Here is a 22,405-nt window from a genome sequence, read left to right on the forward strand (position 1 = left end):
TCCTCTTCCTTTAGGGGAGCGTGCAGGGGTCGGTGATCGTCCAGCTGTGCCGGCCGTGTCCCACGGCCACGGGCTCGCCGCCGTCGGGCAGATGCACGGTGGCGCGCGCCCCGACCGGCACCGCCACGTCGAGAGAGAACCGGCCGTCCGCGCGCCGCCAGGCGACGGACGCCTCCCCGTACGGGGTCAGATGGCGGGCGGCGGCGTGGTCGAGCGCGGCGTCGGGCAGCGGCCGTACCGTGATCTCCCGGTAGCCGGGGGCGGCAGGCGCGAGGCCGGCGACGGTCCGGTGCATCCAGTCGGCCACCGCGCCGAGCGCGTAGTGGTTGAACGACGTCATCTCGCCGGGGTTGATCGAGCCGTCCGGGAGCATGCTGTCCCAGCGCTCCCAGATGGTCGTCGCGCCCATGGTCACGGGATACAGCCAGGAGGGGCAGCTCTTCTCCAGCAGCAGCCGGTAGGCCAGGCCGGCGTGCCCGCAGGCCGTGAGCGCGTCGGCGATCAGCGGGGTGCCGACGAAGCCGGTGCTGATCCGAAAGCCGTTCTCCCGGACCAGCTCCGCCAGCCGCCGCCCCGCGTACTGCCGCTGCTCCGCCTCGGGCAGTAGCGCCCAGCAGACCGCCAGCGCGTACGCGGTCGGCGCGTCGCTGTGCACCGCACCGTCGGCGGCGACATACGTGCGGGCGAATGCCTCGCGGGTACGGTCCGCGAGCCCGGCGTAGTGCTTGGCGTCGGCGTCGCGGCCCAGCAGCGCGGCGGCCTGCGCGACGATCTCCGCGGACCTCGCCAGATGGGCCGTAGCCACAACGCCCGGATCGGCCTTCGCGGCGAACGGGTCGTCCGGCGGCGCCGTCGGGTCGAGCCAGTCGCCGAACTGGAAGCCGCCCGTCCACACACCGTCCGTGGTGAGCGAGGCGATCCGGTCCACCCAGCCCCGCATGCTGCCGAACTGCCGCTCCAGCACCCCGGCATCCCCGAATCGCTGGTGCAGCACCCACGGCACCACCGTCGCCGCATCACCCCACGCCGCGGCCGTGGGGTGCCCGTCCCCCGCCATGTCCGGGATGTCGCGCAGCACGTCCGGGATCACGTACGGCACCGAGCCGTCCGGCAGTTGGTCGGCCGCCAGATCGGCGAGCCAGGAGCCGAGGAACCCGGCGGTGTCGAAGAGGAAGCTCGCGGTCGGCGAGAAGACCTGAATGTCCCCGGTCCAGCCGAGCCGCTCGTCGCGCTGCGGGCAGTCGGTGGGCACGTCGAGGAAGTTGCCGCGCATGCTGCGGACGACGTTGTCGTGCAGCTGCTCGAGGTCGGGGTCCGAGCAGCTGAACCAACCGGTGCGGCGCAGGTCGCTGCCCACCACGACCGCCTGCAGGTCCTCGGCCCGTACGTCCGGGACACCACTGATCTCGGCGTACCGGAAGCCGTGGAAGGTCAGCTCGGGTTCGAGCATCGTCTCGGCGGCGTCGTCGAGCACGTAGCTATCGGTGGCCTTCGCGCTGCGCAGCGGGCGGGTGCCGAGCTCGCCGTCCTCCAGGACCTCGGCGTGCCGGACGACGACCTCGGCGCCCGCCGTCGCGCCGCGCACGCGCAGCCGCACCCGGCCGACCACGTTCTGCCCGAAGTCTGCCAGCGTCCGCCCCGACGGCGACTGCCATACGGACACGGCGGGCAGCACCTCGGTGACGCGGACCGGAGGCCCTTCGGGGGCGACCAGCCGGCCCAGGTCCTCGTCGAGTACGTCCACGGGGCCGGTCTCCGGCGCCACCGGCCGCAGATCGGTGCGCTGCCCGTCGTACAGGTCGTCGTGCAGGACGCCGCTGTTGCTGGCCGACCACCGCTCGTCGGTGCCGGAGACCTCCACCGAGCCGTCGGCGTACGTCACTTCGAGCTGGGCGAGCAGCGCCAGCCGGTCGCCGTAGTGGGCCCGCCGGCCGGTCCAGCCGAGGCGTCCGCGGTACCAGCCGTTGCCCAGAAGTACGTCGAGGGTGTTGTCGCCAGGGCGCAGCAGCGCGGTGACGTCGTGGACCTGGTAGCGCAGCCGGTGGTGATAGCTCGTCCAGCCGGGGGCCAGCACCTCGTCGCCGACGCGGCCGCCGTTGAGGGTGGCGCGGTAGACGCCGTGCGCGGTGGCGTACAGCCGGGCGGCGGCGATCTCGCCGCGCAGCGCCACGGTCCGGCTGAGGACCGGTGCGGGCGACCCGGCGGCGCCGAGCGTGCGCGGGCTGATGAACCGAGCGCTCCAGTCGCCCGGTTCGAGGAGCCCGGTCTCCGCCGTCGCGGGCGGGCTCCACGCGGTCCACCGCTCCCCCGCGGCCACGCGGACACGGACGGTCGCCCGGGTCCGCGAGGGCAGCGGGTCGAACGGCCAGCGGACCAGGACCTGTTCGCCCGACTCGACGCGCACGGCCGGCCCGTCGTCGAGGCGGATCTCGTACGCGGTCTGCCGCCACGCCGGGTCGTCCGTACGTACCTGCCACGACAGCCGCGGCGCGCCGGTGCCGAGGCCGAGCCCCTCGTCCCGGTGCTCGAAGCGGACCGCGGAGACGGTGGCCGGATCCTGCGTCATGCGTGCTCCTCGCTCGTACGGGCGTATCGCTGCAGCCGCACCGGGCCGAACAGTCCGGTACGCGTCTGACCTGCCGTGACGGCCATCGTCGGGGAGGCGTCGTCGAGGTATCCGGCGAGCGTGCCGCGCACCACCACCTCGAGCAGGTGCTCCCCCGTGCCGAGGGCGTCGGTGATCTCCGTCCGCCACGGGCCCCACACGAGCTGGTCGACCAGCCGTCCGTCGATGAGGACGTCGGCGGTGCCGCGGACCTCGCCGAGGTCGAGCACGACGCGGTCGGCGGCCGGCGGCGCGGTGATCACGGTGCGATAGCGCACCTGCCCGCCGAGCGCCCGCAGCCCGAGCTCCTCCCAACTCGCCAGCCGCACCGGGCTCTCGGCCACCTCGACCTCGATCGCCCCGTCGAGCAGCGCCCCGCCCCGGCGGCCGTCCACGGCCCGTATCTCCAGCACGACCGGGATCGCGGCGGCCAGCGGGACGGGCAGGGCGACGCGGCCGCCGTCCGGCTTGTACTCCAGGTCGCCGAGCCGTACGAGGACGTCCAGGTCGGTCGGGATCCGCAGGGCCGTCGTGCCCAGCGGGGCCGGGAAGCGCAGCCATTCGGTGCGCGGCCCGGGCGCCCGGTCGGGCACCACCGGTACGACGGTGTCGCCCGGTGCCGCGCCGGGTTCCAGCCAGTGGGCGCCCGGCAGCGGGTGCGGCCGCACCCGGGCGCACAGGAAGCGCGGGTCGCGCTCGTGGAAGCGGCGTACGGGCTCCGCCGCCCAGTCCGGGCCGCTGATCAGGCCGAGGCCTGGCGAGTCGAGGGCGACGGCGGTGCCTTCTGCGGGCCGGAGGGTGATCGTGTTCTCGCCGGCGCGGAGGACGCCGCTCAGGTCGTGCGGGTTCACGTGGACCTGCTGGTGGCCCGGATACGGGCTGAAGTCGCCCTGGCGGCCGACCTCGACGCCGTTGACCAGCACGCTGCACGCGCCCTCGCCGGCGACCAGCACCTCGGCGCCGGACGCGGGCACCTCGTCGAGGCGGAACGTATGGCTCACGTCGCCCGCGCCGGTCAGCCACTCCGGCCTGCGGTACGCGTCCGGGTCCGCGACCACGGCGAAGGAGGCGCGCAGCGGTCCGTCCCGCTCGGCGGTGAACTCGATCTCCAGGTCCACCGTCCGCCCGGCGGTGTGCGCCGGGAGCGGGCTGAAGGACTGGTAACCGCCGCCCTCCGACGGTAGTTCGGCGCCGTCCACCCACACCCGGCGCGCGGCGTTGGACCCCACGGCCAGGTGCAGCCCGGTGCGGTCGGGCAGCGGGAGCCCGGTGCGCACGGCGACCCGCTCCCCTCCCCCGACCCGCCGCCAGTCGAGGAACTCCTCCGGCACATAGCCCTTGGGGCCCAGCGGCTCCAGGTGCACGGGGTCCTTCTGGATGCCCCGCGACAGCGACCACTGCGCCTGCCGCCAGGTGCCGTCGGGGTCGCGGACGTCGGCGAAGGGCCCGTATCCGGCGGTCACCTGCTCCCAGCCGGCGCCGCCCTCGGCCGAGTGCTCCAGCCGCCACACCTCGATCGGCAGCACTCCGTCCCGCCCGGCCGCGGCGAGATCGCCGTGCCGGTTGTCCAGGGTGGAGGTCGCCAGCGCACTCCAGGGCCCGTCGACCGGGACGCTGCCGAGGGCGGCGCCGAGCGGCTCGCGGCTGGCCTCGGGCAGGTCCTCGCCCAGCACCACCAGTGCCACGGGCCCGTCCGCGAACGGCACGTCGAGCAGCAGCGCCCCGCCGTCCGCGGTCACCTCCAGCTCGGTGCGCTCGCCGGTCCGCGGATCCCACCGCTGCGCGCGGACCCGCGGCAGCCCGTCGATACGGAGCCGGGCCCGGCGGTCGCCGGGCGGCACGAACGTATAGCCGTCCGCGCGCAGCTGCCGCCAGTACTCGTCCCAACTGAAGCCGGTGGCATACCAGTCGTCCCGGCCCGGCTGCACGATCGGCGCCTTGGTGCCGCTGTGCTCGTCATGCGCGGCGAGCATCACGACGTACGTATCGCCGTGCCGCCGCAGCAGATACGGGGCGTCCGCCCGCACCCGTACAGGCCCTGCGGCCACCGCCTCCGGCACCTCCTCGGCCGTGGCCACCAGCAGCGCGTGCCCGGCCAGCGGCTCCGGCACCCGGCCCACGCACACGACGGTGCCGCCGGAGCGCGCGAACTCCACCAGCCGGCGCCCGGCCGCCGGATCCAGCAGCTCCACCTCGGGGAGCACCACGGTCCGGTACGTCTCGTCGCCGACCCGCAGGCCTTCCGGTACGGCCTCGCCCGCGGCGATCGTGTTCTCGTCGAGGGTGTCGTGGTCGATCCCGGCGCGCTCCAGGACGCCGCGCTTCTCCGCCAGCCAGTTGCTGACGCCGTTGAGCCCGTGGAAGCAGGCGGCCGCCCGCTCGGCCGGGGGCAGCGGCCCGTCCAGCGTCAGATACGCCTGCGAGGTGCTGGTGGGCGACAGCAGCACCGTGTCGCAGACATGCGTGCCCGCGGTCAGCACCGAGCACAGCCGGGTCACCGCGCCGGAGAACTGGTGGTACGCGGGCCAGTACGGCTGCCGCCAGCAGGTGGACGGCGGCGCCCACTCCCACCAGCCGCCGGCCGTCGAGTAGTAGACGGCGTGCGGGTCGTACAGATTCGCGCCGCGGCGCAGGAACGGCGCGAGCCAGTCGTAGGTCTCCTCCAGCGTGCCGCCCCAGCCGGAGGAGTGGAACGCCTCGATCCAGGTGCGCCGCCCGCCGTGCGCGTGCGCGAGCGAGCTGTGCACCTTGGGGTCGCCCCAGTGATCGCTGCCGGGCGCGCCGAAGCCGGCGTGCGTGCCCAGGTAGTCGCCGTACATCTGCACCCCGCCCACCGGGTCGCCCTCGCGGGCCGGGGACGCCTGGTCGAAGCCGCAGACCAGGCCGTGTTCGGCGAACCACGAGTCCAGCGGGTCGAAGAATGCCCGGCGGGCGAGGCGGGCGCGGTGCTCGTGGTAGTCCCGGCGGATACGGGCCGACGCCTCGGAGTCGCCCTCGAACAGCGCGGTGCGCAGCGGCATCAGGTCGTACCCGTACGCCTCGGCGAAGGTCTCCGCGAAGTCGCGCCCCCACGTGGGCATCGCCGGCAGCTCGTCCTGGAAGAACCCGGGGATCACGGTCCCGAACCAGTGGCCCACCTGGCGGGCGAGCTCACCGTGCACCTGGTCGAGCAGCGTCGCGCAGGCGTCGGTGCCCAAGTAGTCGAAGCCGCTGACCCGTTGCCCGATGGCCCCGTCCGGCCCGCGGTGCAGGGCGAGCCCGGCGAACTCCGGGTGGGCGGCCGTCAGCCGCCCCTGGAAGTTCGCTCCGGAGAAGCCGATCTGGTCGTACATCCAGAGCCGGAAGCCGAGGCGGCGGGCGTCCTCGCAGGCGCCGTCGAGCAGCTCGACCCACCGCGGGCTGAGGAACGGCGGGTCGTCGGCGAGCGAGCCGAACATCGGCCCGGCGGGCGCCAGACCCATCACCACGGCCTGCCGGACGCCCTGGGACACCAGCTGTTCCATCTGCCACCGCAGCCGGTCCCGGGTGATCTCGGCGCCGCTCCACCACCAGATCGGCAGCGGGGTGAATTCGGGCCCTGGATCGGTGAAGCGGGCGAGGAGTCCGTACGAGGAATGGAGCCGGGAAGTCACGCCGTGGCACGCTCCGCTTCGATCTGCTCCAGCGACTTGCCGGAGGTATTGGGCATGAAGAAGTAGCCGATGGCCCCGCTGATGACGAGGAACAGCGACAGCAGGAAGGCGACGGGGCCGATCCCGGCGCCGGCCAGCGTCGGCACGAAGAGGCTCCAGATCCCGAGGCAGGTACGGGCGACGCCGAAGGTGATGCCCTGCGCGGTGCCGCGCAGCATGGTCGGGAACAGCTCCTGGCTGAACACCTTGTAGAAGGCCTCACCGGCCAGCGCGGCGCCGATGGAGAACAGGAAGATGTTGAGGATGATCACCGGCACGGTGAAGGGCAGCACCATGAACACGGCGTAGGCGACGATCTGCAGCACGGCGCCGATGCCCCACAGCAGCTTGCGCGTCGAGTGCCCGCGGTCGGCGAGCCGCATGAACACGAAGACGGTCGCCACCCCGCCGAGGATGAAGCCCGAGGAGGACAGCGCCACGCTCGCGGCCTGGCCGCCGGCGTTCAGCGTCTTGATGAAGTACGGGGTGAAGATGCCGGCGGTGCCGGCCGCGATGTTCCAGAAGAGGTAGATGCTCCCCGTCCAGAGCAGCGCCTTGAGATGCGGGCCGCTGAACAGCGCCTTCACGTTGTGCCGCGGCGCCGACTCCGCTTCGGCGGCGGCCCGCCAGCGCGGCGACTCCGTCAGACCCTGGCGCAGCGCCCAGGTCACCAGGGCCATCACGAACAGATGCAGGAACACGATCCGGATGCCCAGCAGGTCGAGCGAGGAGAGCACCAGGGCCAGCACCAGCACGACGACCGGGCCGAAGTTCCAGGCGACTTGAGTGAAGCCGAGCAGCTTGCCGCGCGCCTTCGACGGCGCGAACTCGCCGACCAGGGCCAGCGACGTGGGGACGTCGGCGCCGACCGCGACACCGACGACGAAGACGCCGATGAAGAGCATGGGTGCGTTGAAGGCGAGCGCGATGCACAGGATGCCCGCGGCGTACACCAGCAGGTCGTACTTGTAGATGCGCTTGCGGCCCAGCTTGTCGCCGAGCCGGCCGCCGATGAACGCGCCGATCGCGCAGCCGATGGCGTTCGGCCCGATCGCGGCGAGCGCGCCCAGCGCGTCGCTGCTCAGGTGCAGATACGACTCGAAGAGGGCAAGCCCCGCGCCCAGCGCCACGATCGAACCGGCGTCCAAGTACGAGGCCATTCCGGCCAGGACGGACCATCTCCACTGCTCTTTGGTGATGGTGCCGTCGTCCTCGACGGTATTGGGGTGGGTCGTTTCCTGGGCCATGACGTAGCGGCTCCTCACAGCGCTGAGCGGGGACGTGTGTAGAACGTTCTACGAGGATTGAAACGTCTCAACCGTGGGGGCAACGGCTACGGCCGTCAAGGGGCGGTGCAGAAAAAGGTTGTTGGGGCGGTCAGCCGCGGGGCGGCGGCGCGGTGGTCCTGCGGATCACCAGACTCGGCGTCACCGACCTGGTCAGGGAGCGGGTCCGGCGGTCCTCGATGCGCTCCAGGAGCAGCCGGGCGGCCATCGCCCCCATGTCGCCGCCCGCCTGGTCCACGCTGGTGAGTTGTACGGGTTCGAGGGCGGCGACCGCGGTGTTGTTGTAGCCGGCGAGGGACAGCTCCTCCGGGATGCGCAGCCCCAGTTCGGCCGCCGCCCGGAAGACGCCGGTCGCCGCGACGTCGGCGCCGGCGAAGATCGCCGTGGGCGGTTCGGACGCGGACAGCAGCTTTACGGCGCCCCGGTAGCCGCCCTCGTCGGTGAACGCGGCGGGCACGATCCGTAGCGGATCCGCCAGGCCGTGCGCGGCCATCGCCTCGCGATAGCCCTCGCTCGCGACGACCGCGGGCGGCCGGGTCCAGCCGCTGCCCTCGACGGGCGGCGAGGAGATCAGCCCGATCCGCCGGTGGCCCAGGCCGACGAGGTGATCGACCACTTCGCGGGCCCCGGCGGCGTCGTCGTTCACGACCAAGTCGTAGTGCGGCGAGGCGTCGTGGTGGCCGATCACCACGGTCGGGACGGCGGTGGCGGTCTTCTCCACCTCCTGCCGCCCGAAGGTCGGGGCGATCAGGATCAGGCCGTCGACCTGCCGGTCCACCATCGCGAAGGTGGCCTTGTACTGCTCCTCGGGGCCCGCGCCGCTGTAGCCGATCAGCATCGCGTACTCGGTGTCGCCGAGGACCCCGTTCATGCCGTCGAGGAGGTCGGCGAAGAAGGCGTTGCGGATGCCGTCCATCAGGACGCCGATCGTGTACGTCCGGCCGCGCATCCCGCGCGCCGCGGCGTGCGGGCGGTAGCCGAGCTCCGCCATGGCGGCGCGGACCCGGTCGCGCATCTCCGGGCTCACGCCGTACGCGTTGCGGAGCACCTTGGAGACCGCGGAGGTGGACACGCCGACGTGCTGCGCCACATCCGTGATCGTCACGCGCCCGCGTCCCGCCGTACCCATCAGGCCGCTCAGAATACGCCTCCCCATTGACGGCCCCGGAGAACGGGGTCTAGCTTCCGCGAAGAGCCCTTTGAAACCTTTCACTGAGGATCATCATGACGTCTGCCACGACATCCGCCCGTATCCCCGCCGTCGCCCGCCGCCCGAAGGTCGGTCTGGTCGCGGGTGGACTCGGCGCGTACTGGCCGCAGTTCCCGGACCTGTTGCCGCAGCTCGAGCGCTCGGCGGCCCGGGTCGCGGAGCGGATGGGCGACTTCGACGCCGAGGTGATCGACGTCGGCTTCATCTCCGACGCCGAGGAGGGCGCGGCCGCGGCGGCGAAGCTGCGCGCCGCCGACTGCGACCTGATCGTCGGCTTCCTGACCACCTACATGACCGCCACCATGCTGGTCCCGATCGCCCAGCGCAGCGGCGCCCCGGTGCTGCTGATCAACCTGCAGCCGACCGAGGCGATGGACCACGCCACCTTCGACACCGGCCAGTGGCTGGCGTATTGCGGCGCCTGCCCGCTGCCGGAGATGGCCAACGCCTTCGAGCGGTGCGGCATCGACTTCCGCTCCGTATCCGGCTATCTGGAGGACGAGCGCGCCTGGGCCAGGATCGGCCGCTGGATCAAGGCGGCAGGCGTGCGCGCGGCGCTGCGCAACGGCCGGCACGGCCTGATGGGCCACCTCTACCCGGGCATGTACGACGTCTCCACCGACCTGACGATGGTCACCGGCAATCTCGGCGGCCACGTGGAGGTGCTGGAGTTCGACGACCTGCGGGTGCGGGTGGAGAAGGTGAGCGACGCCGACGTCGAGGCGAAGCTGGCCGAGACCCGGAAGGTCTTCGAGCTGGACGAGACGGTGGTCTCCGAGGACCTGGCCTGGGCGGCGAAGGTCTCGGTCGGCCTGGACCGGCTGGCCGCCGACTTCGACCTGGACTCGCTCGCGTACTACCACCGCGGCCTGGACGGCGAGACCCACGAACGGCTCGGCGCGGGGATGATCCTGGGCGCCTCGCTGCTCACCGCCCGCGGCATCCCGGCGGCCGGCGAGTACGAGCTGCGCACGTCCCTCGCGATGCTGATCGCCGACCGGCTCGGCGCCGGCGGCTCCTTCACCGAGCTGCAGGCGCTCAACTTCCGCGACGCCGTGGTGGAGATGGGCCACGACGGCCCCGGCCACCTGGCCATCAGCGACAGCCGCCCGCTGCTGCGCGGCCTCGGCGTCTACCACGGCAAGCGCGGCTGGGGCGTCTCGGTGGAGTTCGAGGTGAAGCACGGCCCGGTCACCGCGGTGGGCCTCGGCCAGTCCCGGGACGGCCGCTACCGCCTGATCGCCTCCGAGGGCACGGTGGTGGCGGGGCCCCGGCTGAAGATCGGCAACACGACGTCACGGGTGGACTTCGGGCGCGATCCGGGCGAGTGGTGCGATGACTGGTCCGCGAGCGGCATCGGCCATCACTGGGCCCTGGCGACCGGGCACGTCCTGCCGGAGCTGCGGGCGATCGCGGATCTGACGGGGCTGGAGCTGCGGGAGGTGCCGTCTTCCGGGCAGGGGTGACGGCGGGGCGCGTAGGGGCGGGCGGCCTTGGCCGGTCCGGCGGATCCTGCCGGGTCGCGAGGTCGGACCGCACCCCTCCTCACTGGCGGCACACTGGCGGCACCCCCTGCCCGCCGGCGGTATCCGCCGGACAGGCGCTTGCTGCGAGGATGGCGGGATGGAAGAGGGGAAGGGCCGCCGCCTGCTGGTCGTCGATGACGAGCCCGCGATCGTCGATGTGCTCGCGACGTCGCTGCGTTTTCTCGGATACGACGTCGCCGAGGCGACCACCGGACGCGCCGCGCTGGACGCGGTCCGCTCGCACGCGCCGGATCTCGTGCTGCTCGACGTGATGCTGCCCGACCTCGACGGCTTCGAGGTCGTGCGGCGGCTGCGGGCCGGCGGGGCGCGGGTGTCGGTGGTCTTCCTGACCGCCCGGGAGGGCGATGTCGTCAGCGGCCTCGACCTGGGCGCGGACGACTACATCACCAAGCCGTTCCGCCTCGCCGAGGTCGCCGCCCGGGTCCGCGCCGTGCTGCGCCGCGCCGACGGCGGCTCCGGCACCCCGGCCGATGACACCGTGCTGCGCTGCGCCGACCTGGAGCTGGACCCGCGGACGTACGAGGTGCGCCGCGGCGGCACGGCCGTGGAACTGTCGCCGACCGAGTACCGGCTGCTGCACCATCTCCTCGCCAACGCCGGCCGCGTCCTCACCCACGAGCAGCTGATGGAGCACGTGTGGGACTACGGCGCCGCCGACACGGCCGTGCTCAAGTCGTACATCTCCTACCTGCGCCGGAAGGTCGACTCCCTCGGCCCACCGCTGATCCACACCCGCCGCGGCATCGGTTACGTGCTGCGCGCCCCCGAGGCGTGACCGCGATGCCCCGCTCCCTCCGCGCCCGCCTGCTGCTCGCGCTGCTGGCACTGGTGGCGGTCGTGCTGCTCGCCCTGGACGCGGTCGTGTACGGGGCGCTGCGCGGCTATCTGCTGGACCGCACCGACACGTCGCTGCGCGGGGTGCAGAGCCGCGTGGTCAAGCAGGTCCGGCAGGGGCTGCCGCCCGCGCAGGGGCTGGCGGCGGACGCGAAGATGCTCGGCACATCGGAGTACTTCATCGAGATCCGGCGGCCGAATGGCACCGTAACGCCGCTGGTCAAGGGCCTGCGCAATCCGGACGATGCGCCGCCGAGCCTGCCGGCGGAATCCCGTCCGGGGAAGCCGCTCACCGTCGGCGCCGTCGACGCCGACGGACCCGACTACCGCCTCCTCACCCGCCCTCTCCCCAACAACCGCGGCACGCTGGTGACCGCCGTCCCGCTCACGTCGGTGGACGGGACGCTGCGCCGGCTGCTGCTGATCGAGGGGGTGGCGACCGCCGCCGCGCTGGCGCTGCTCACGGCGGCCGGGCTGTGGATCGTACGGCGCGGCCTGCGCCCACTGGAGTCCATGGCCCGCGACGCCGATGCGATCGCCGCGGGCCGCGGCGGCCACCGGGTCGCACCGGCCGATTCCGGGAGCGAGGTGGGCCGCCTCGGCCTCGCGCTCAACACGATGCTGGACGGGCAGGAGGCCACGCAGGAGAGGCTGCGCCAGTTCATCGCGGACGCCTCGCATGAACTGCGCACCCCGGTGACGGCAATCCTCGGCTACGCCGATCTGCATGCGCAGGGAGCGCTGCCAGGTCCGGAGCAGGTCGGGAAGGCGATGGACGGCATCGCGGGCGAGGCGCTGCGGATGCGGCGGCTGGTCGACGACCTGCTGCTGCTCGCCCGCCTGGATACGGTACGGGCCCCGGAGCGCGGCGCGGTCGACCTGGGCGAGGTGGCAGAGGCGGCGGTGGGCGCGGCGCGGGCGGTGGCGCCGGAGCGCCGGGTCGAGTTGGAGGCGCCGCGTGGCGTGGTGGTGTACGGGGACGAGGAGCAGCTGCGCCGGGTGGTGGACAACCTCCTCGCGAACGTAAGGACCCACACACCACCCACCACGACGACCCGGATCCTCGTCCACAGCACGACGGATGGTGCCTGGGCAGACCTCGTGGTCACGGACGACGGCCCGGGAATCCCGGCGGAGTCCCTACCAAAGGTCTTCGACCGCTTCTACCGAGCCGACCGCTCCCGCAGCGGGAAGGGGAGCGGCCTCGGCCTGGCGATCGTGGCGGCGGTGGCGGAGGCGCATGGAGGGCGTGTGGAGGTGGCGGCATCGCAGGCCGCGGGCCCGGCCGGCGCTGGTGGCGGGACGAGGGTGACGGTGCGACTGCCGCTGCCGCGGGGGTGAGGCTGCCGCGGGGCGAGGATCACGGCCGAGCCGCCAAGCCCAAAGCCGCCAAACCCCAACTCGCCAAGCCACCACGCCGCCAAGGCACCGCCCCCAACTCCCCAACCGCCGCCCGGCAGCCCGGGCGCGCCCCGCTCCTCCTCCCTTCCGTAGCCAGCTAATCCACTGGCGCCGGGATCAAACAGGACTCGGCGACGCTGCCGTCACCATCCGATGCCAAGCTGTCCGGCCCTGACGGCGGGAGAGTTGGCATCGGATGGTGACGGCAGCATCGCCGCCCCACGTCCGGTGCCGGTGCGAGAAACGGAAGGCTGGCTACGGAAGGGAGGGGCGGGGTGCTTCGGCTGCCGGGCGGCGGCTTCGGCGGCGGATAGAGAGGCGACGCCGCAAGCCCCCCACGCCTCTGACACGATGCGCTGATGCGAACACCCAGGCAGGCAGCCAGAGTCGCGGTGCTGGACCCCGCGGGGTCGGTCTTCATGTTCCGGTACGACAACGAGGAGGTCGGCGTCCACTGGGCGATGCCTGGCGGCGGCCTCGACCCGGGCGAGACGCCGCTGCAGGGGGCTGTGCGCGAAGTGCGCGAGGAGACCGGCTGGACGGACCTCGAGCTCGACGGCACGGTGCTGTGCCTGTGGGAACACGACTTCACCAGGGCCGGCGTCCCGGTGCGGCAGCATGAGCACATCTTCCTCGCGTACGGCCCACGCCGGGACCTGGCCGACGACCTCGCGGCCGCACATGCCGCGGATGGCATCCTGCACGGGCTTTGGTGGTCGCCGGAGGACCTGTCCGGCGATACGGAGCCACTGTGGCCCCCGCAACTTCCCGAACTGCTGGCTGCGGTGCGGCAGGACGGCCCGCCCGCGACGCCGGTGGACCTCGGGTACGTCCCGAACGGGTCCGTAGCCGGCCGCTGAGCTCTTGGACCCGCCGCCGCGTCAGACGAACTCCAGCGTCCTCTCATGCCCGTCCAGCACCTCCCCAGGCTCCGTCCCCAGCACCCGCTCCAGCAGCGTCGCGTACACATCCCTGAAGTCCGTCGTCGTCTGCAGGTCGTCGTCCTTCAGCTTGGTCAGCGACGGCTGGTCGCCGTAGAAGCCACCCTTCACCGGCTCCCCCAGGACGAAGACCGGACCCGAAGTCCCATGATCCGTCCCCTGGTTGGCATTGGCCTTCACCCTCCTCCCGAACTCCGAATACACCGCGACCACGACCTTCTTCCCCCGCACTTCCTCCAGGAAGCCGCTCAGCGCCTTGTCCATCTCGCCGAGCAGTCGCGACTGGGTGTTCTTCTCGTTCGCGTGTGTGTCGAAGCCGCCCAGGCTGACGCTGAAGACCCGCGTCGGCACCCCGGCCTTGATCGCCTTCGCGACCACCGCCAGCTGCGCGCCCAGCTGCCCCTGCCCGCCCGCGGACGCGCCGTCGTCGGCCCCGTCCTCGCCACCGTCGCGCGGCTCGCCCGGGTCCACCTGCGCGGTCTCCCGCTCCGCCCCGAACTCCCCCACCACCTTGGTGAGATCCCCCAGCGACGCCGCCGCCCGCGCCTGCAGCGGATGCACGCCCTCCTGCGCCTGGGCGAGCTCGCGACATACCTGCTGCCACGGCTTGGCGAGCCGCAGCCCGCCCAGTTGCACGGCCGCGCCCGCGGTCTTCTCTCCCGCCAGCAGCGGCGGCAGCGTGGCGCCCACGGACACGGCCCGCAGCGGATCCGGGTCCCCCGCCACATCCAGCCACCGGCCCAGCCACCCCGTCGACGCCGGACTGCCCGGCGACCCTGTCTGCCAGATCGACATCGAGCGGAAGTGGCTGTGATCAGGCCGCGGATACGACACCCCGCGGACGATCGCCAGGTGCTCCTTGTCCCAGAGCTTCTTGAAGCCCTTCATCGAAGGGTTCAGCCCCAGCTCCTCCCCCAGCGGCAGCACCTCGTCCTCGCCGTACGCGAGATCGGGCCGGGCGTCGCGATACGCCCTGTCCCACGCCGGTACGACCGTGCCCAGGCCGTCATTCCCGCCGTACAACGTGACCAGCACCAGCGTCCGCGCCTCGCTCGCCCGGCTCGCCTCCGTGCTCGAGCCGAGCAGGTCGTCGACGCTGTACGCCGTGGCCCCGGCGGCGAGCGCGGCGCCGGCGGTGACGCCGCTCGCGGTCAGGAACTTGCGTCGGGTCCAGGTGTCCACCGGTCAACTCCTCCTCGGCCTAGGCCAGTACGAGATACTCGGGCGCCGTAAGCGCGATCGCCGTCACCCGCCGCGGCTCCTTCGCCGCGCCGTCCAGCACCCGCGCCGTCGCCGCACTCCACTCGGGTACGCCGAGCAGCCGCGCCAGCGCCTCGGGCCGCCCCCCGCGGGCGGTCCTCTCGATCGGTCCGAGGTCGGCCTGCCGTACGAGCTGCTGCGCGAAGCCGATCCGCACCTTCGCCGCCGCGGTGGTCAGCCAGGCGGCGCCGTGCGGCCAGCCGCCGACGTTGGGAGGTGCGAAGGGGACCTGGCCGAGGCCGTTGAGGGTGCGCATCAGCTGTCGCCGCTGCTTCTTCTCCAGCTCCCGCGGCCGTACGCCGAGCGCTCGCATCGCGCCGACGACGTACTCAACGGGCTGCTTCACCAGCACGCTGCCCGAGTCGGAGAAGGCCGGGTCCGTAAGAATCGCGCGCACCATCCGCGTCAGATCACGGCTCGCCGCGATCCGCTCCAGGCTCTCCTCCGACGGCCCGTCCTCGGCCGACACCAGCCGCGCCCACAGCCGCGACGCCACATGCCGGGGACACGCGGGCTGCTCGACGAGATGGTCCACCAGCGCCATCGCGGTGAAGTCGGTCTTCGTCCCGAGCACGGTCTGCGCGCCGTCCGCATGCTGCCGCGGCCGGAAACGAGGTTGCCACTCCTCGCCCTTGCGGTCGACGGCCCACCCTGTCAACGCGGCGGCGGCCTGCCGCACATCCGCTTCCTCGTAGTGGCCGACCCCAAGTACGAAGAGCTCCATCAGCTCGCGGGCGAGGTTCTCGTTCGGCGCCTTCGCGGTGTTCCCCGCGGCGTCCAGCCAGAGCATCAGCGCCGGGTCCTTGACCATGGCCCGCGCCATGGCCTGGAAGTCACCACCACCCAGCCGCCGCAGCGTGGCGTTCTGCGCCAGCATCGCCTGACCGGACTTGACCTTCTGGATGGACGTCGCCCAGTGGTCGTGCCACAGCAGCGTCCGCTTCTCCACCCACGGCCGCCGGGTGGCGACCATCCGGTCCAGCCACCAGATGGTCAGCGCCTCCCGCTGCCCGCGTACGGCCTCCCGGTACGCCTTCTTCGCGCCCTCGTCCCCCTTGCGCTTCCCGCGCATGGGCAGCGGCCCGAGCTCGGGCGGCGGCGGCGCGTCCGGATCGTCCCCGGGCGCGAGTACGCGACCGACAGCACTGTCGAATCCGCCCCCGCCATCACCGGCACCCGTACTGAACCCGGTCCGCTGCAGCAGCCGGACGACCCGCGCCCGCTCCTCAAGAACTGCCATGGACAGAACGCTGACGGCATCCCGTCACACCACCATGTGTCCAAGGTGGGAATTCGGTGGGAGCTGCCCCAGAGAGCTACCTCGGCGCGTCGTCCTCACCGATGTGATGCACCCGCACCAGATTCGTCGACCCCGGCACGCCAGGAGGCGAGCCCGCCGTAATGACGACGACGTCGCCCTTCCGGCACCGCCCGATCTTCAGCAGCTGCTCATCCACCTGCGCGACCATCTCATCCGTGGTCTCCACGGTCGGCCCCAGGAAGGTCTCCACGCCCCACGTCAGATTCAGCTGGCTGCGCGTGGACTCCACCGGCGTGAACGCCAGCGCCGGAATCGGCGAGCGATAGCGCGTCAGCCGCCGCACGGTGTCGCCCGACTGGGTAAAGGCGACCAGATACTTCGCCCCGAGAAAGTCCCCGATCTCGGTGGCGGCCCGCGCGACCGCGCCGGCCTGCGTGCGCGGCTTGCTGGATTCGGTCAGCGGCGGGAGGCCCTTCGCGAGCATGTCCTCCTCCGCCGCCCCGACGATCCGCCCCATCGTCTTCACCGTCTGAACGGGATACTTGCCGACGCTCGTCTCGCCGGACAGCATCACCGCGTCCGTGCCGTCCATCACCGCGTTGGCGACATCCGACGCCTCGGCCCGCGTCGGCCGCGACGCGTCGATCATCGAATCCAGCATCTGCGTCGCCACGATCACCGGCTTCGCGTTCCGCTTCGCCAGCTTGATCGCGCGCTTCTGCACGATCGGCACCTGCTCCAGCGGCATTTCCACGCCAAGATCACCGCGCGCCACCATCAAACCGTCGAAGGCATCCACGATGCCCTCCAGGTTCTGCACCGCCTGCGGCTTCTCGATCTTCGCGATGACGGGGAGGCGGCGGCCCTCCTCGTCCATGATCCGGTGCACATCGCGGATATCGTGCGCATTACGGACGAACGACAGGGCGATCAGGTCGGCCCCGGACCGTAGCGCCCACCGCAGGTCAGCCGTGTCCTTCTCGGACATCGCGGGCACCGACACAGCCACGCCGGGGAGGTTGAGCCCCTTGTGGTCGGAGACCATGCCGCCCTCGATGACCATGGTGTGCACCCGCGGCCCGTCCACCCCGGTGACCTCGAGCGTCACCCGCCCGTCGTCGACGAGGATGCGCTCGCCGCGCGAGACATCCGCGGCCAGCCCGGGATACGTGGTCCCGCACACCTGCCGGTCGCCGTCGACGCTGTCGACGGAGATGGTGAACTCATCGCCGCGTTCGAGAAGTACAGGCCCCTCACGGAAGGTGCCCAGCCGGATCTTCGGCCCTTGAAGGTCCGCGAGGATGCCGACGCTGCGCCCGGTCTCGTCGGCGGCCTTGCGCACCCGTGCGTAACGCTCCTCGTGCTCCGCGTAGCTGCCGTGGCTGAGATTGAATCTCGCCACGTCCATTCCCGCCTCGACCAGTGCCTTGATCTGGTCGTACGAATCGGTCGCGGGTCCCAGCGTGCAGACAATCTTGGCTCGGCGCATGTTTCGACTCTATGTCTTACCGGCCAGTAGAGAACTGTAGACCGCCTACCACCCAACGACTATTGCGTGAAAGGGTATTGACAAGTTGTAAAACGTGCGGCCGTCCGCTCGAATGAGCAATTCGGGGTTACAGCGCAGGCCGCGTCATCGTGAATCGCGCATTCACGTGCGCGTGGACGAGCTGCCGCTGCGGTTCGAGATCGAGCGCGGGCGCGTGGTCGGCCGCCATATCCATCTCCGGCATCGCCCGCGCCGAGGCGAAGGACATCGTCCGAGTCAACGGCTGCGCCCCCTCCGCCCCTTCATCCGCCAGCTCCACGATCGCGTCCAGCTCCGCGCCCAGCGCCTCGGCGTACTCCCGCGCCCGCGTCACCGCCTCCTTCACCGCCTGCTGCCGCGCCTCCCGGTACACCGGCGAGTCCGGCCGCAGCTGCCACCACGGCCCGTCGACCTGCGTCAGCTCCAGCTCGGCGACCCGCGTGACCAGCTCACCCAGCGCCGTGAAGTCGCCGAGCGTCGCGGTCAGATGGACCCGCCCGTGATACGTCCGCACCCGCTCCCCGCGCCCGCGCTTGCCCAGCTCGGGGGAGACGCTGAACGCGCCGGTCTCCAGCTTCTCGACCGCCTCGCCGTAGCCCTTCACCAGCTCACGCGCCGCGTCATTGCGCCGCGTCAGGTCCTCCAGCGCACCCCGCCGGTCGGTGCCGCGCGCCGAGACGCTGATGCCGATCTGGGCGATCTCCGGATCGACCTCGAGCCGGGCCTCGCCGCGGACCGCGACCCGCGGGGTGTCAGGGGTTCCGTACGGAGTGGGAGCAGTAGTCATGCGCCCACTCTGGCACCCGGCCCCGGCTCACCGCAGCGCGTGCGACGCCGCCTTTCGGGTACGGTCCGCGGCCGCCGCGTGGGGCCTGCGCCGAGTCCCCCGTCGTCGCGCGAAGCGCGGCGCAGCGGTGTCCGGTGCGTGCGATCGGCGTGCGGCCTCGATGGTCATGTGGCGGAGCCACCTGTCCATCGGGGCTGTGCGACGAGCGTGCGTGCCGGGCGCCGGGGCGCAGGCGGGGGGCTCGGCGCAGGCCCCAGCCCGAACGTAGTGAAGGCGCTCCGGTCCGGCACCGGATAGGGCTCCTTCCCGGTGAGGTCGTTGAGGATGACCGCGCTGCGATGCGCGGCGAGCCCCAGGTCGGGCGCCCCTACCCCGTGCGTGTGCCGCTCCGCGTTCTGCACGTAGATCTTGCACCCGGCGTCCACCACCGACCGGTCCAGCACCAGCCGGTAGTCGGCGTCGATCCGCGGCCGTTCGGCGCCGTCCCTGCGCACGTACGGGGCGAGCGGCGCGAGCAGCGAGTCGAGCGGCCGCTCGCGGTAGCCGGTGGCCAGCACCACCGCGTCGGTGTGCAGCCGCTCGCGGGACTTCTGCTCGGTGTGCTCCAGGTGCAGCTCGATACGGCCGGCGCCGATCCGGCCCGCGGTGCGCACGGCGACGCCGGGCGTCATGACCACGTCGGGCCATCCCCCGCCCAGCGTGCGGCGGTAGAGCTCGTCGTGGACGGCGGCGAGGGTGTCGTGGTCGATGCCCTTGTGCAGCTGCCACTGCCGCGGGACGAGGTCGTCGCGTACGGGCTCGGGCAGGCCGTGGAAGTAGCGGGTGTAGTCCGGGGTGAAGTGCTCGAGGCCGAGCTTGCTGTACTCCATGGGCGCGAAGGCGCCGGTGCGCCCCAGCCAGTGCAGCCGCTCGGCGCCGACCGGGCGGGACCGCAGCAGGTCGAGGAAGACCTCGGCGCCCGACTGCCCGGAGCCGATCACGGTGACGTGCCGCAGGCCGAGGAAGCGCTCCCGGTTGGCGAGGTAGTCGGCGGCGTGCACGACCGGGACGGTCGGGGTGTCGGCCAGCGGGCGCAGCGGGTCCGGGATGTACGGCTCGGTGCCGACGCCGAGGACGAGGTTCTTCGCCTGCACGCGGCCGAGCGCCTCGGCCTCGCCCAGCTCGTCGATCTGGGTGAAGTCGACCTCGAAGCAGGCGCGTTCGGGGTTGAAGCGGACGGCGTCGGCCTGGTGGCCGAAGTGCAGGCTGGGCAGCGATTCGCTGACCCAGCGGCAGTACGCGTCGTACTCGGCACGGTAGGGGTGCAGCCGCTCGGCGAAGTAGAAGGGGTAGAGGCGGTCGCGGCCGCGCAGGTAGTTGAGGTAGCTGAAGCGGCTGGTCGGGTCGGCGAGGGTGACCAGGTCGGCGAGGAACGGGACTTGGAGGGTGGTGCCGTCGATGAGCAGTCCGGGATGCCAGGAGAAGCCGGGGCGCTGGTCGTAGAACCGGGTGGTCAGGCCATCGGTGCCGTCCGCGAGGGCGGCGAGGGAGAGGTTGAAGGGACCGATGCCGACGCCGACGAGGTCGAGGGGCTGGGGGTCGGTGTCCGGTGCGTCGGGGGTCGTCGGGCTCATCGAACGGGTGCGCCTTCCTGGTGGGCCTCGGCCGTGAGCTTGAGCAGGGCGGCGAGGTCGCTGGGCTGTGCGTGGGGGTTCAGCAGCGTGGCCTTGAGCCACAGCGGCCCGCCGGCGTGCGGGCGGGCGCGGCCGAGCACGGCGTGCCCGTCGGCGAGCAGCCGGCGGCGGACGCCGGCCACATCGGCGTCGGCGGCGGCGGCGGGGCGGAACAGGACGGTGGTGAGCGCCGGTTGGGCGTACAGCTCGAAGCCGGGGTGGGCGTCGACCAGCGCGGCGAGGTGGTGGGCGGCGGCGACGGTCCGCTCCAGGAGGTCGGCGAAGCCGTCCCGGCCGAGCGCCTTCAGCGTCGCCGCGATCTTCAGGATGTCGGGCCTGCGGGTGGTGCGCAGCGAGCGGCCGAGGAGGTCGGGAAGCCCGGCCTCGGTGTCGTCGTCGGCATTGAGGTAGTCGGCGCGGTGGTCGAGCGCCTTGAGGTCGGCCCCGTCCCGTACGGCGAACAGGCCGGCGGCGACGGGCTGCCAGCCGAGCTTGTGGAAGTCGAGGGTGACGGAGTCGGCTTCCGACAGCCCCTTCAGCAGGTGCGCGAGCCGCGGGGCGAGCAGCAGCAGCCCGGCGTACGCGGCGTCGACGTGCAGCCGGGCGCCGCGGATGCGGGCGGCGGCGGCGAGTTCGGGCAGCGGGTCGAGGGCGCCGGTGTCGGTGGTGCCGGCGGTGGCGATGACCAGGGCGGGGTTACGGGTGTCCCGTAGCACCTGGCGGACCGCGAGCGGGTCGAGAACGCCGGTCGGGGTGGGCACGGTGTGCGGGCGGCGCAGGCCGAGCAGCCAGGCGGCGCGGTGGATGGAGTGGTGGGCGTTGGCGCCGCAGATGATCTGCACACCGGGGCCTAGGTGTTCGCGGGCGAGGAGCAGCGCGAGCTGGTTGGCCTCGGTGCCGCCGGTGGTGACGAGGGCGTCGGGCCGGGGCGAGTCGGGGTAGACCTCGTCGGCGAGCGCGGCGGTGGTCTCGGCCTCCAGGGCGGAGGCGGCCGGGGCCTGGTCCCAGGAGTCCATGGACGGGTTGAGGGCGGCGGCGGCCAGGTCCGCGGCGGCGGCGAGGGCGAGGGGCGGGGTGTGCAGGTGGGCGGCGCACTGCGGGTCCGCCGGATCGGCGGACCCGGCGGCGACCGTGCGGACGAGGTCGCGCAGGCCCGAAGCCCCGACTCCCGTGGCCGGCAGCAGCGGCCGGGCGGCCTGCCGCACCCGGGCGGCCACGGCCTCGGGGCCGCCGGCGGGCAGCGGCCCCTGCCGTTCCGTGGCGCCCTCCTCCAGGGCGGCGAGGACGGCGTCGACGTACGGTCGGAGCGCCCGCGCTCCTGCGGCGCCACCCGCGAGGGCGTCAACCTCGGAGTGGTCGGGCCGACCGGGGCCTTCGGCGGTGGCCGCGTGCATGGGCGTGCTCCTTGCGGGGAATCCGGGGGAGGCGGGTGGTTAGGCACGCCTAAGCTAGGCCTGGACTCCGCGGATTATGCGCGCATACAGGGGAGTTCGCCCGTACGTGGGACGCGCATGCGGGGTTGAGCGCGTCGGTCTGATAATGGGCAAGCGTCCGACCCGTCAGTGTGCGGCGCGCACCTCCAGCGCCCGGCGCAGGTCGTCCTGCTGGTCGGCCAGCTTGCGGCGCAGCGCCGGGGTGAGGTCGTCCCGCTCCAGCGCGGCGGCGCAGTGCCGCAGCGTGTCCTCCTCGACCAGGACGGACGGGAAGCCGTGGCTGCCCGCCTGTGCGGCGATGGCCGGGCCGCGGCGCTCGGCGAGCGGCACGACGGCCTCGAAGTACCGCGGTACGTAGGCCCGTACGAGATCGCGCTGCTCCGGCCGCCAGAAGCCCTGGGCGGTGGCGGCGAACAGGTAGTTGGACAGTTCGTCGTTGGCGTAGAGCTGCTCCCAGGCGGCCTGCTTGGCCGCCGGGTCCGGCAGCGCGGCGCGGCAGCGGGCCGCGCCCTCCTCGCCGGTGGCGCTCGGATCGCTGGCGAGCTCGGCGTCGATCTTCGCGGGGGTGGCGGCACCGAGCACGCTCAGCCGCAGCAGCGCCCGCCAGCGCAGCTCAGGGTCGAGGACGGGCCCGCCGGGGACGGTGCCGGCGGCAAGCCAGTCGCGCAGCTCGTCCGGGGTGGTGGCGGAGTCGATGAGGGTGCGCACGGCGGTGAGGCGCAGGCCCGCGCCGGCGTCCGGCTGTGCGAGGAAGCCGCGGCAGATCCCGGTGAGGGCGGCCAGCGCTTCGGAGCGCCCGCCCGGCTCCAGATAGCGGTCGGTGACCTGGGCGCGGGCGAAGGTGAGCACGCCCTGGACGATCGCCAGGTCGCTCTCGTGCGGCAGGTGGCGGGCGGCGAGGTCCAGGTAGTCGGCAGGCGGGAGTTCGGCGTCGCGGACCAGGTCGCGGGCGGCGTTCCAGGCGACGGCGCGGGCGAGGGGGTCGGGGA

At 72.8% G+C, this 22,405-nt stretch carries 15 protein-coding genes; 4 read left to right on the forward strand and 11 right to left on the reverse strand.

What is annotated here, in order from left to right; genetic code table 11:
- Positions 1-10: 10 nt before the first annotated feature.
- From G5C51_RS12465 to G5C51_RS12480, 4 genes are all read right to left on the reverse strand, one after another.
- Complete coding sequence (locus tag G5C51_RS12465) at positions 11-2,566, reverse strand: glycoside hydrolase family 78 protein (protein ID WP_165236460.1); 2,556 nt, start codon at positions 2,564-2,566, stop codon at positions 11-13.
- Positions 2,563-6,237 (reverse strand): hypothetical protein, encoded by a 3,675-nt coding sequence (locus G5C51_RS12470; RefSeq protein WP_165236462.1) that lies wholly within the window; start codon positions 6,235-6,237, stop codon positions 2,563-2,565. The genes G5C51_RS12465 and G5C51_RS12470 overlap by 4 nt, the downstream gene beginning before the upstream one ends.
- A complete protein-coding gene (locus tag G5C51_RS12475; protein WP_206313747.1) occupies positions 6,234-7,523 on the reverse strand; it encodes an MFS transporter in 1,290 nt (429 codons plus the stop codon). The genes G5C51_RS12470 and G5C51_RS12475 overlap by 4 nt, the downstream gene beginning before the upstream one ends.
- A gap of 130 nt (positions 7,524-7,653) precedes the next feature.
- Complete coding sequence (locus tag G5C51_RS12480; protein WP_165236464.1) at positions 7,654-8,667, reverse strand: substrate-binding domain-containing protein; 1,014 nt, start codon at positions 8,665-8,667, stop codon at positions 7,654-7,656.
- Positions 8,668-8,786: 119 nt separating this feature from the next.
- Between G5C51_RS12480 and G5C51_RS12485 the strand changes: the two genes are divergently transcribed.
- From G5C51_RS12485 to G5C51_RS12500, 4 genes are all read left to right on the forward strand, one after another.
- Entirely contained in the window at positions 8,787-10,238 is a 1,452-nt protein-coding gene (locus G5C51_RS12485) for an L-fucose/L-arabinose isomerase family protein (RefSeq protein WP_165236466.1), read from the forward strand.
- Positions 10,239-10,395: 157 nt separating this feature from the next.
- Entirely contained in the window at positions 10,396-11,094 is a 699-nt protein-coding gene (locus G5C51_RS12490) for a response regulator transcription factor (RefSeq protein WP_165236468.1), read from the forward strand.
- Between the two features lie 5 nt (positions 11,095-11,099).
- Positions 11,100-12,494, forward strand: coding sequence for a sensor histidine kinase (locus tag G5C51_RS12495; RefSeq protein WP_165236470.1), 1,395 nt, complete (start codon positions 11,100-11,102; stop codon positions 12,492-12,494).
- A 419-nt stretch (positions 12,495-12,913) separates the two neighbouring features.
- On the forward strand, positions 12,914-13,414 hold the full coding sequence (locus G5C51_RS12500) for an NUDIX hydrolase (RefSeq protein WP_165236472.1): 501 nt from the start codon (positions 12,914-12,916) through the stop codon (positions 13,412-13,414).
- Between the two features lie 21 nt (positions 13,415-13,435).
- Here G5C51_RS12500 and G5C51_RS12505 read toward each other — a convergent pair whose 3' ends face one another.
- The 7 genes from G5C51_RS12505 to G5C51_RS12535 all read right to left on the reverse strand — a co-directional run.
- Complete coding sequence (locus G5C51_RS12505) at positions 13,436-14,677, reverse strand: DUF1501 domain-containing protein (RefSeq protein ID WP_165236474.1); 1,242 nt, start codon at positions 14,675-14,677, stop codon at positions 13,436-13,438.
- A 19-nt stretch (positions 14,678-14,696) separates the two neighbouring features.
- Positions 14,697-15,995 (reverse strand): DUF1800 domain-containing protein, encoded by a 1,299-nt coding sequence (locus tag G5C51_RS12510; protein WP_165236476.1) that lies wholly within the window; start codon positions 15,993-15,995, stop codon positions 14,697-14,699.
- A 76-nt stretch (positions 15,996-16,071) separates the two neighbouring features.
- Complete coding sequence (gene pyk / locus G5C51_RS12515; RefSeq protein ID WP_165236478.1) at positions 16,072-17,505, reverse strand: pyruvate kinase; 1,434 nt, start codon at positions 17,503-17,505, stop codon at positions 16,072-16,074.
- A 127-nt stretch (positions 17,506-17,632) separates the two neighbouring features.
- Positions 17,633-18,331 (reverse strand): SIMPL domain-containing protein, encoded by a 699-nt coding sequence (locus tag G5C51_RS12520; RefSeq protein ID WP_165236480.1) that lies wholly within the window; start codon positions 18,329-18,331, stop codon positions 17,633-17,635.
- Between the two features lie 164 nt (positions 18,332-18,495).
- On the reverse strand, positions 18,496-19,944 hold the full coding sequence (locus tag G5C51_RS12525; RefSeq protein ID WP_165236482.1) for a lysine N(6)-hydroxylase/L-ornithine N(5)-oxygenase family protein: 1,449 nt from the start codon (positions 19,942-19,944) through the stop codon (positions 18,496-18,498).
- Positions 19,941-21,377 carry a pyridoxal phosphate-dependent decarboxylase family protein gene (locus G5C51_RS12530; protein WP_165236484.1) on the reverse strand — a complete coding sequence of 479 codons (1,437 nt, stop codon included), beginning with the start codon at positions 21,375-21,377 and terminating at the stop codon, positions 19,941-19,943. Before G5C51_RS12530 ends, G5C51_RS12525 begins: the two co-directional genes overlap by 4 nt.
- Positions 21,378-21,542: 165 nt before the next feature.
- Positions 21,543-22,405, reverse strand: an 863-nt coding sequence (locus G5C51_RS12535; RefSeq protein ID WP_206313749.1) for an ERAP1-like C-terminal domain-containing protein, incomplete at its 5' end; no start/stop codon positions are given.

The organism is Streptomyces coryli, assembly GCF_011044975.1.
Classification (GTDB): domain Bacteria; phylum Actinomycetota; class Actinomycetes; order Streptomycetales; family Streptomycetaceae; genus Streptomyces; species Streptomyces coryli.

Coding starts and splice junctions, on each gene's coding strand:
- G5C51_RS12520 (WP_165236480.1), bottom strand. CDS start 18,331: ATGACTACTGCTCCCACTCCGTACGGAACCCCTGACACCCCGCGGGTC.
- G5C51_RS12475 (WP_206313747.1), bottom strand. CDS start 7,523: ATGGCCCAGGAAACGACCCACCCCAATACCGTCGAGGACGACGGCACC.
- pyk (WP_165236478.1), bottom strand. CDS start 17,505: ATGCGCCGAGCCAAGATTGTCTGCACGCTGGGACCCGCGACCGATTCG.
- G5C51_RS12530 (WP_165236484.1), bottom strand. CDS start 21,377: ATGCACGCGGCCACCGCCGAAGGCCCCGGTCGGCCCGACCACTCCGAG.
- G5C51_RS12485 (WP_165236466.1), top strand. CDS start 8,787: ATGACGTCTGCCACGACATCCGCCCGTATCCCCGCCGTCGCCCGCCGC.
- G5C51_RS12465 (WP_165236460.1), bottom strand. CDS start 2,566: ATGACGCAGGATCCGGCCACCGTCTCCGCGGTCCGCTTCGAGCACCGG.
- G5C51_RS12495 (WP_165236470.1), top strand. CDS start 11,100: ATGCCCCGCTCCCTCCGCGCCCGCCTGCTGCTCGCGCTGCTGGCACTG.
- G5C51_RS12500 (WP_165236472.1), top strand. CDS start 12,914: ATGCGAACACCCAGGCAGGCAGCCAGAGTCGCGGTGCTGGACCCCGCG.
- G5C51_RS12525 (WP_165236482.1), bottom strand. CDS start 19,944: ATGAGCCCGACGACCCCCGACGCACCGGACACCGACCCCCAGCCCCTC.
- G5C51_RS12510 (WP_165236476.1), bottom strand. CDS start 15,995: ATGGCAGTTCTTGAGGAGCGGGCGCGGGTCGTCCGGCTGCTGCAGCGG.
- G5C51_RS12490 (WP_165236468.1), top strand. CDS start 10,396: ATGGAAGAGGGGAAGGGCCGCCGCCTGCTGGTCGTCGATGACGAGCCC.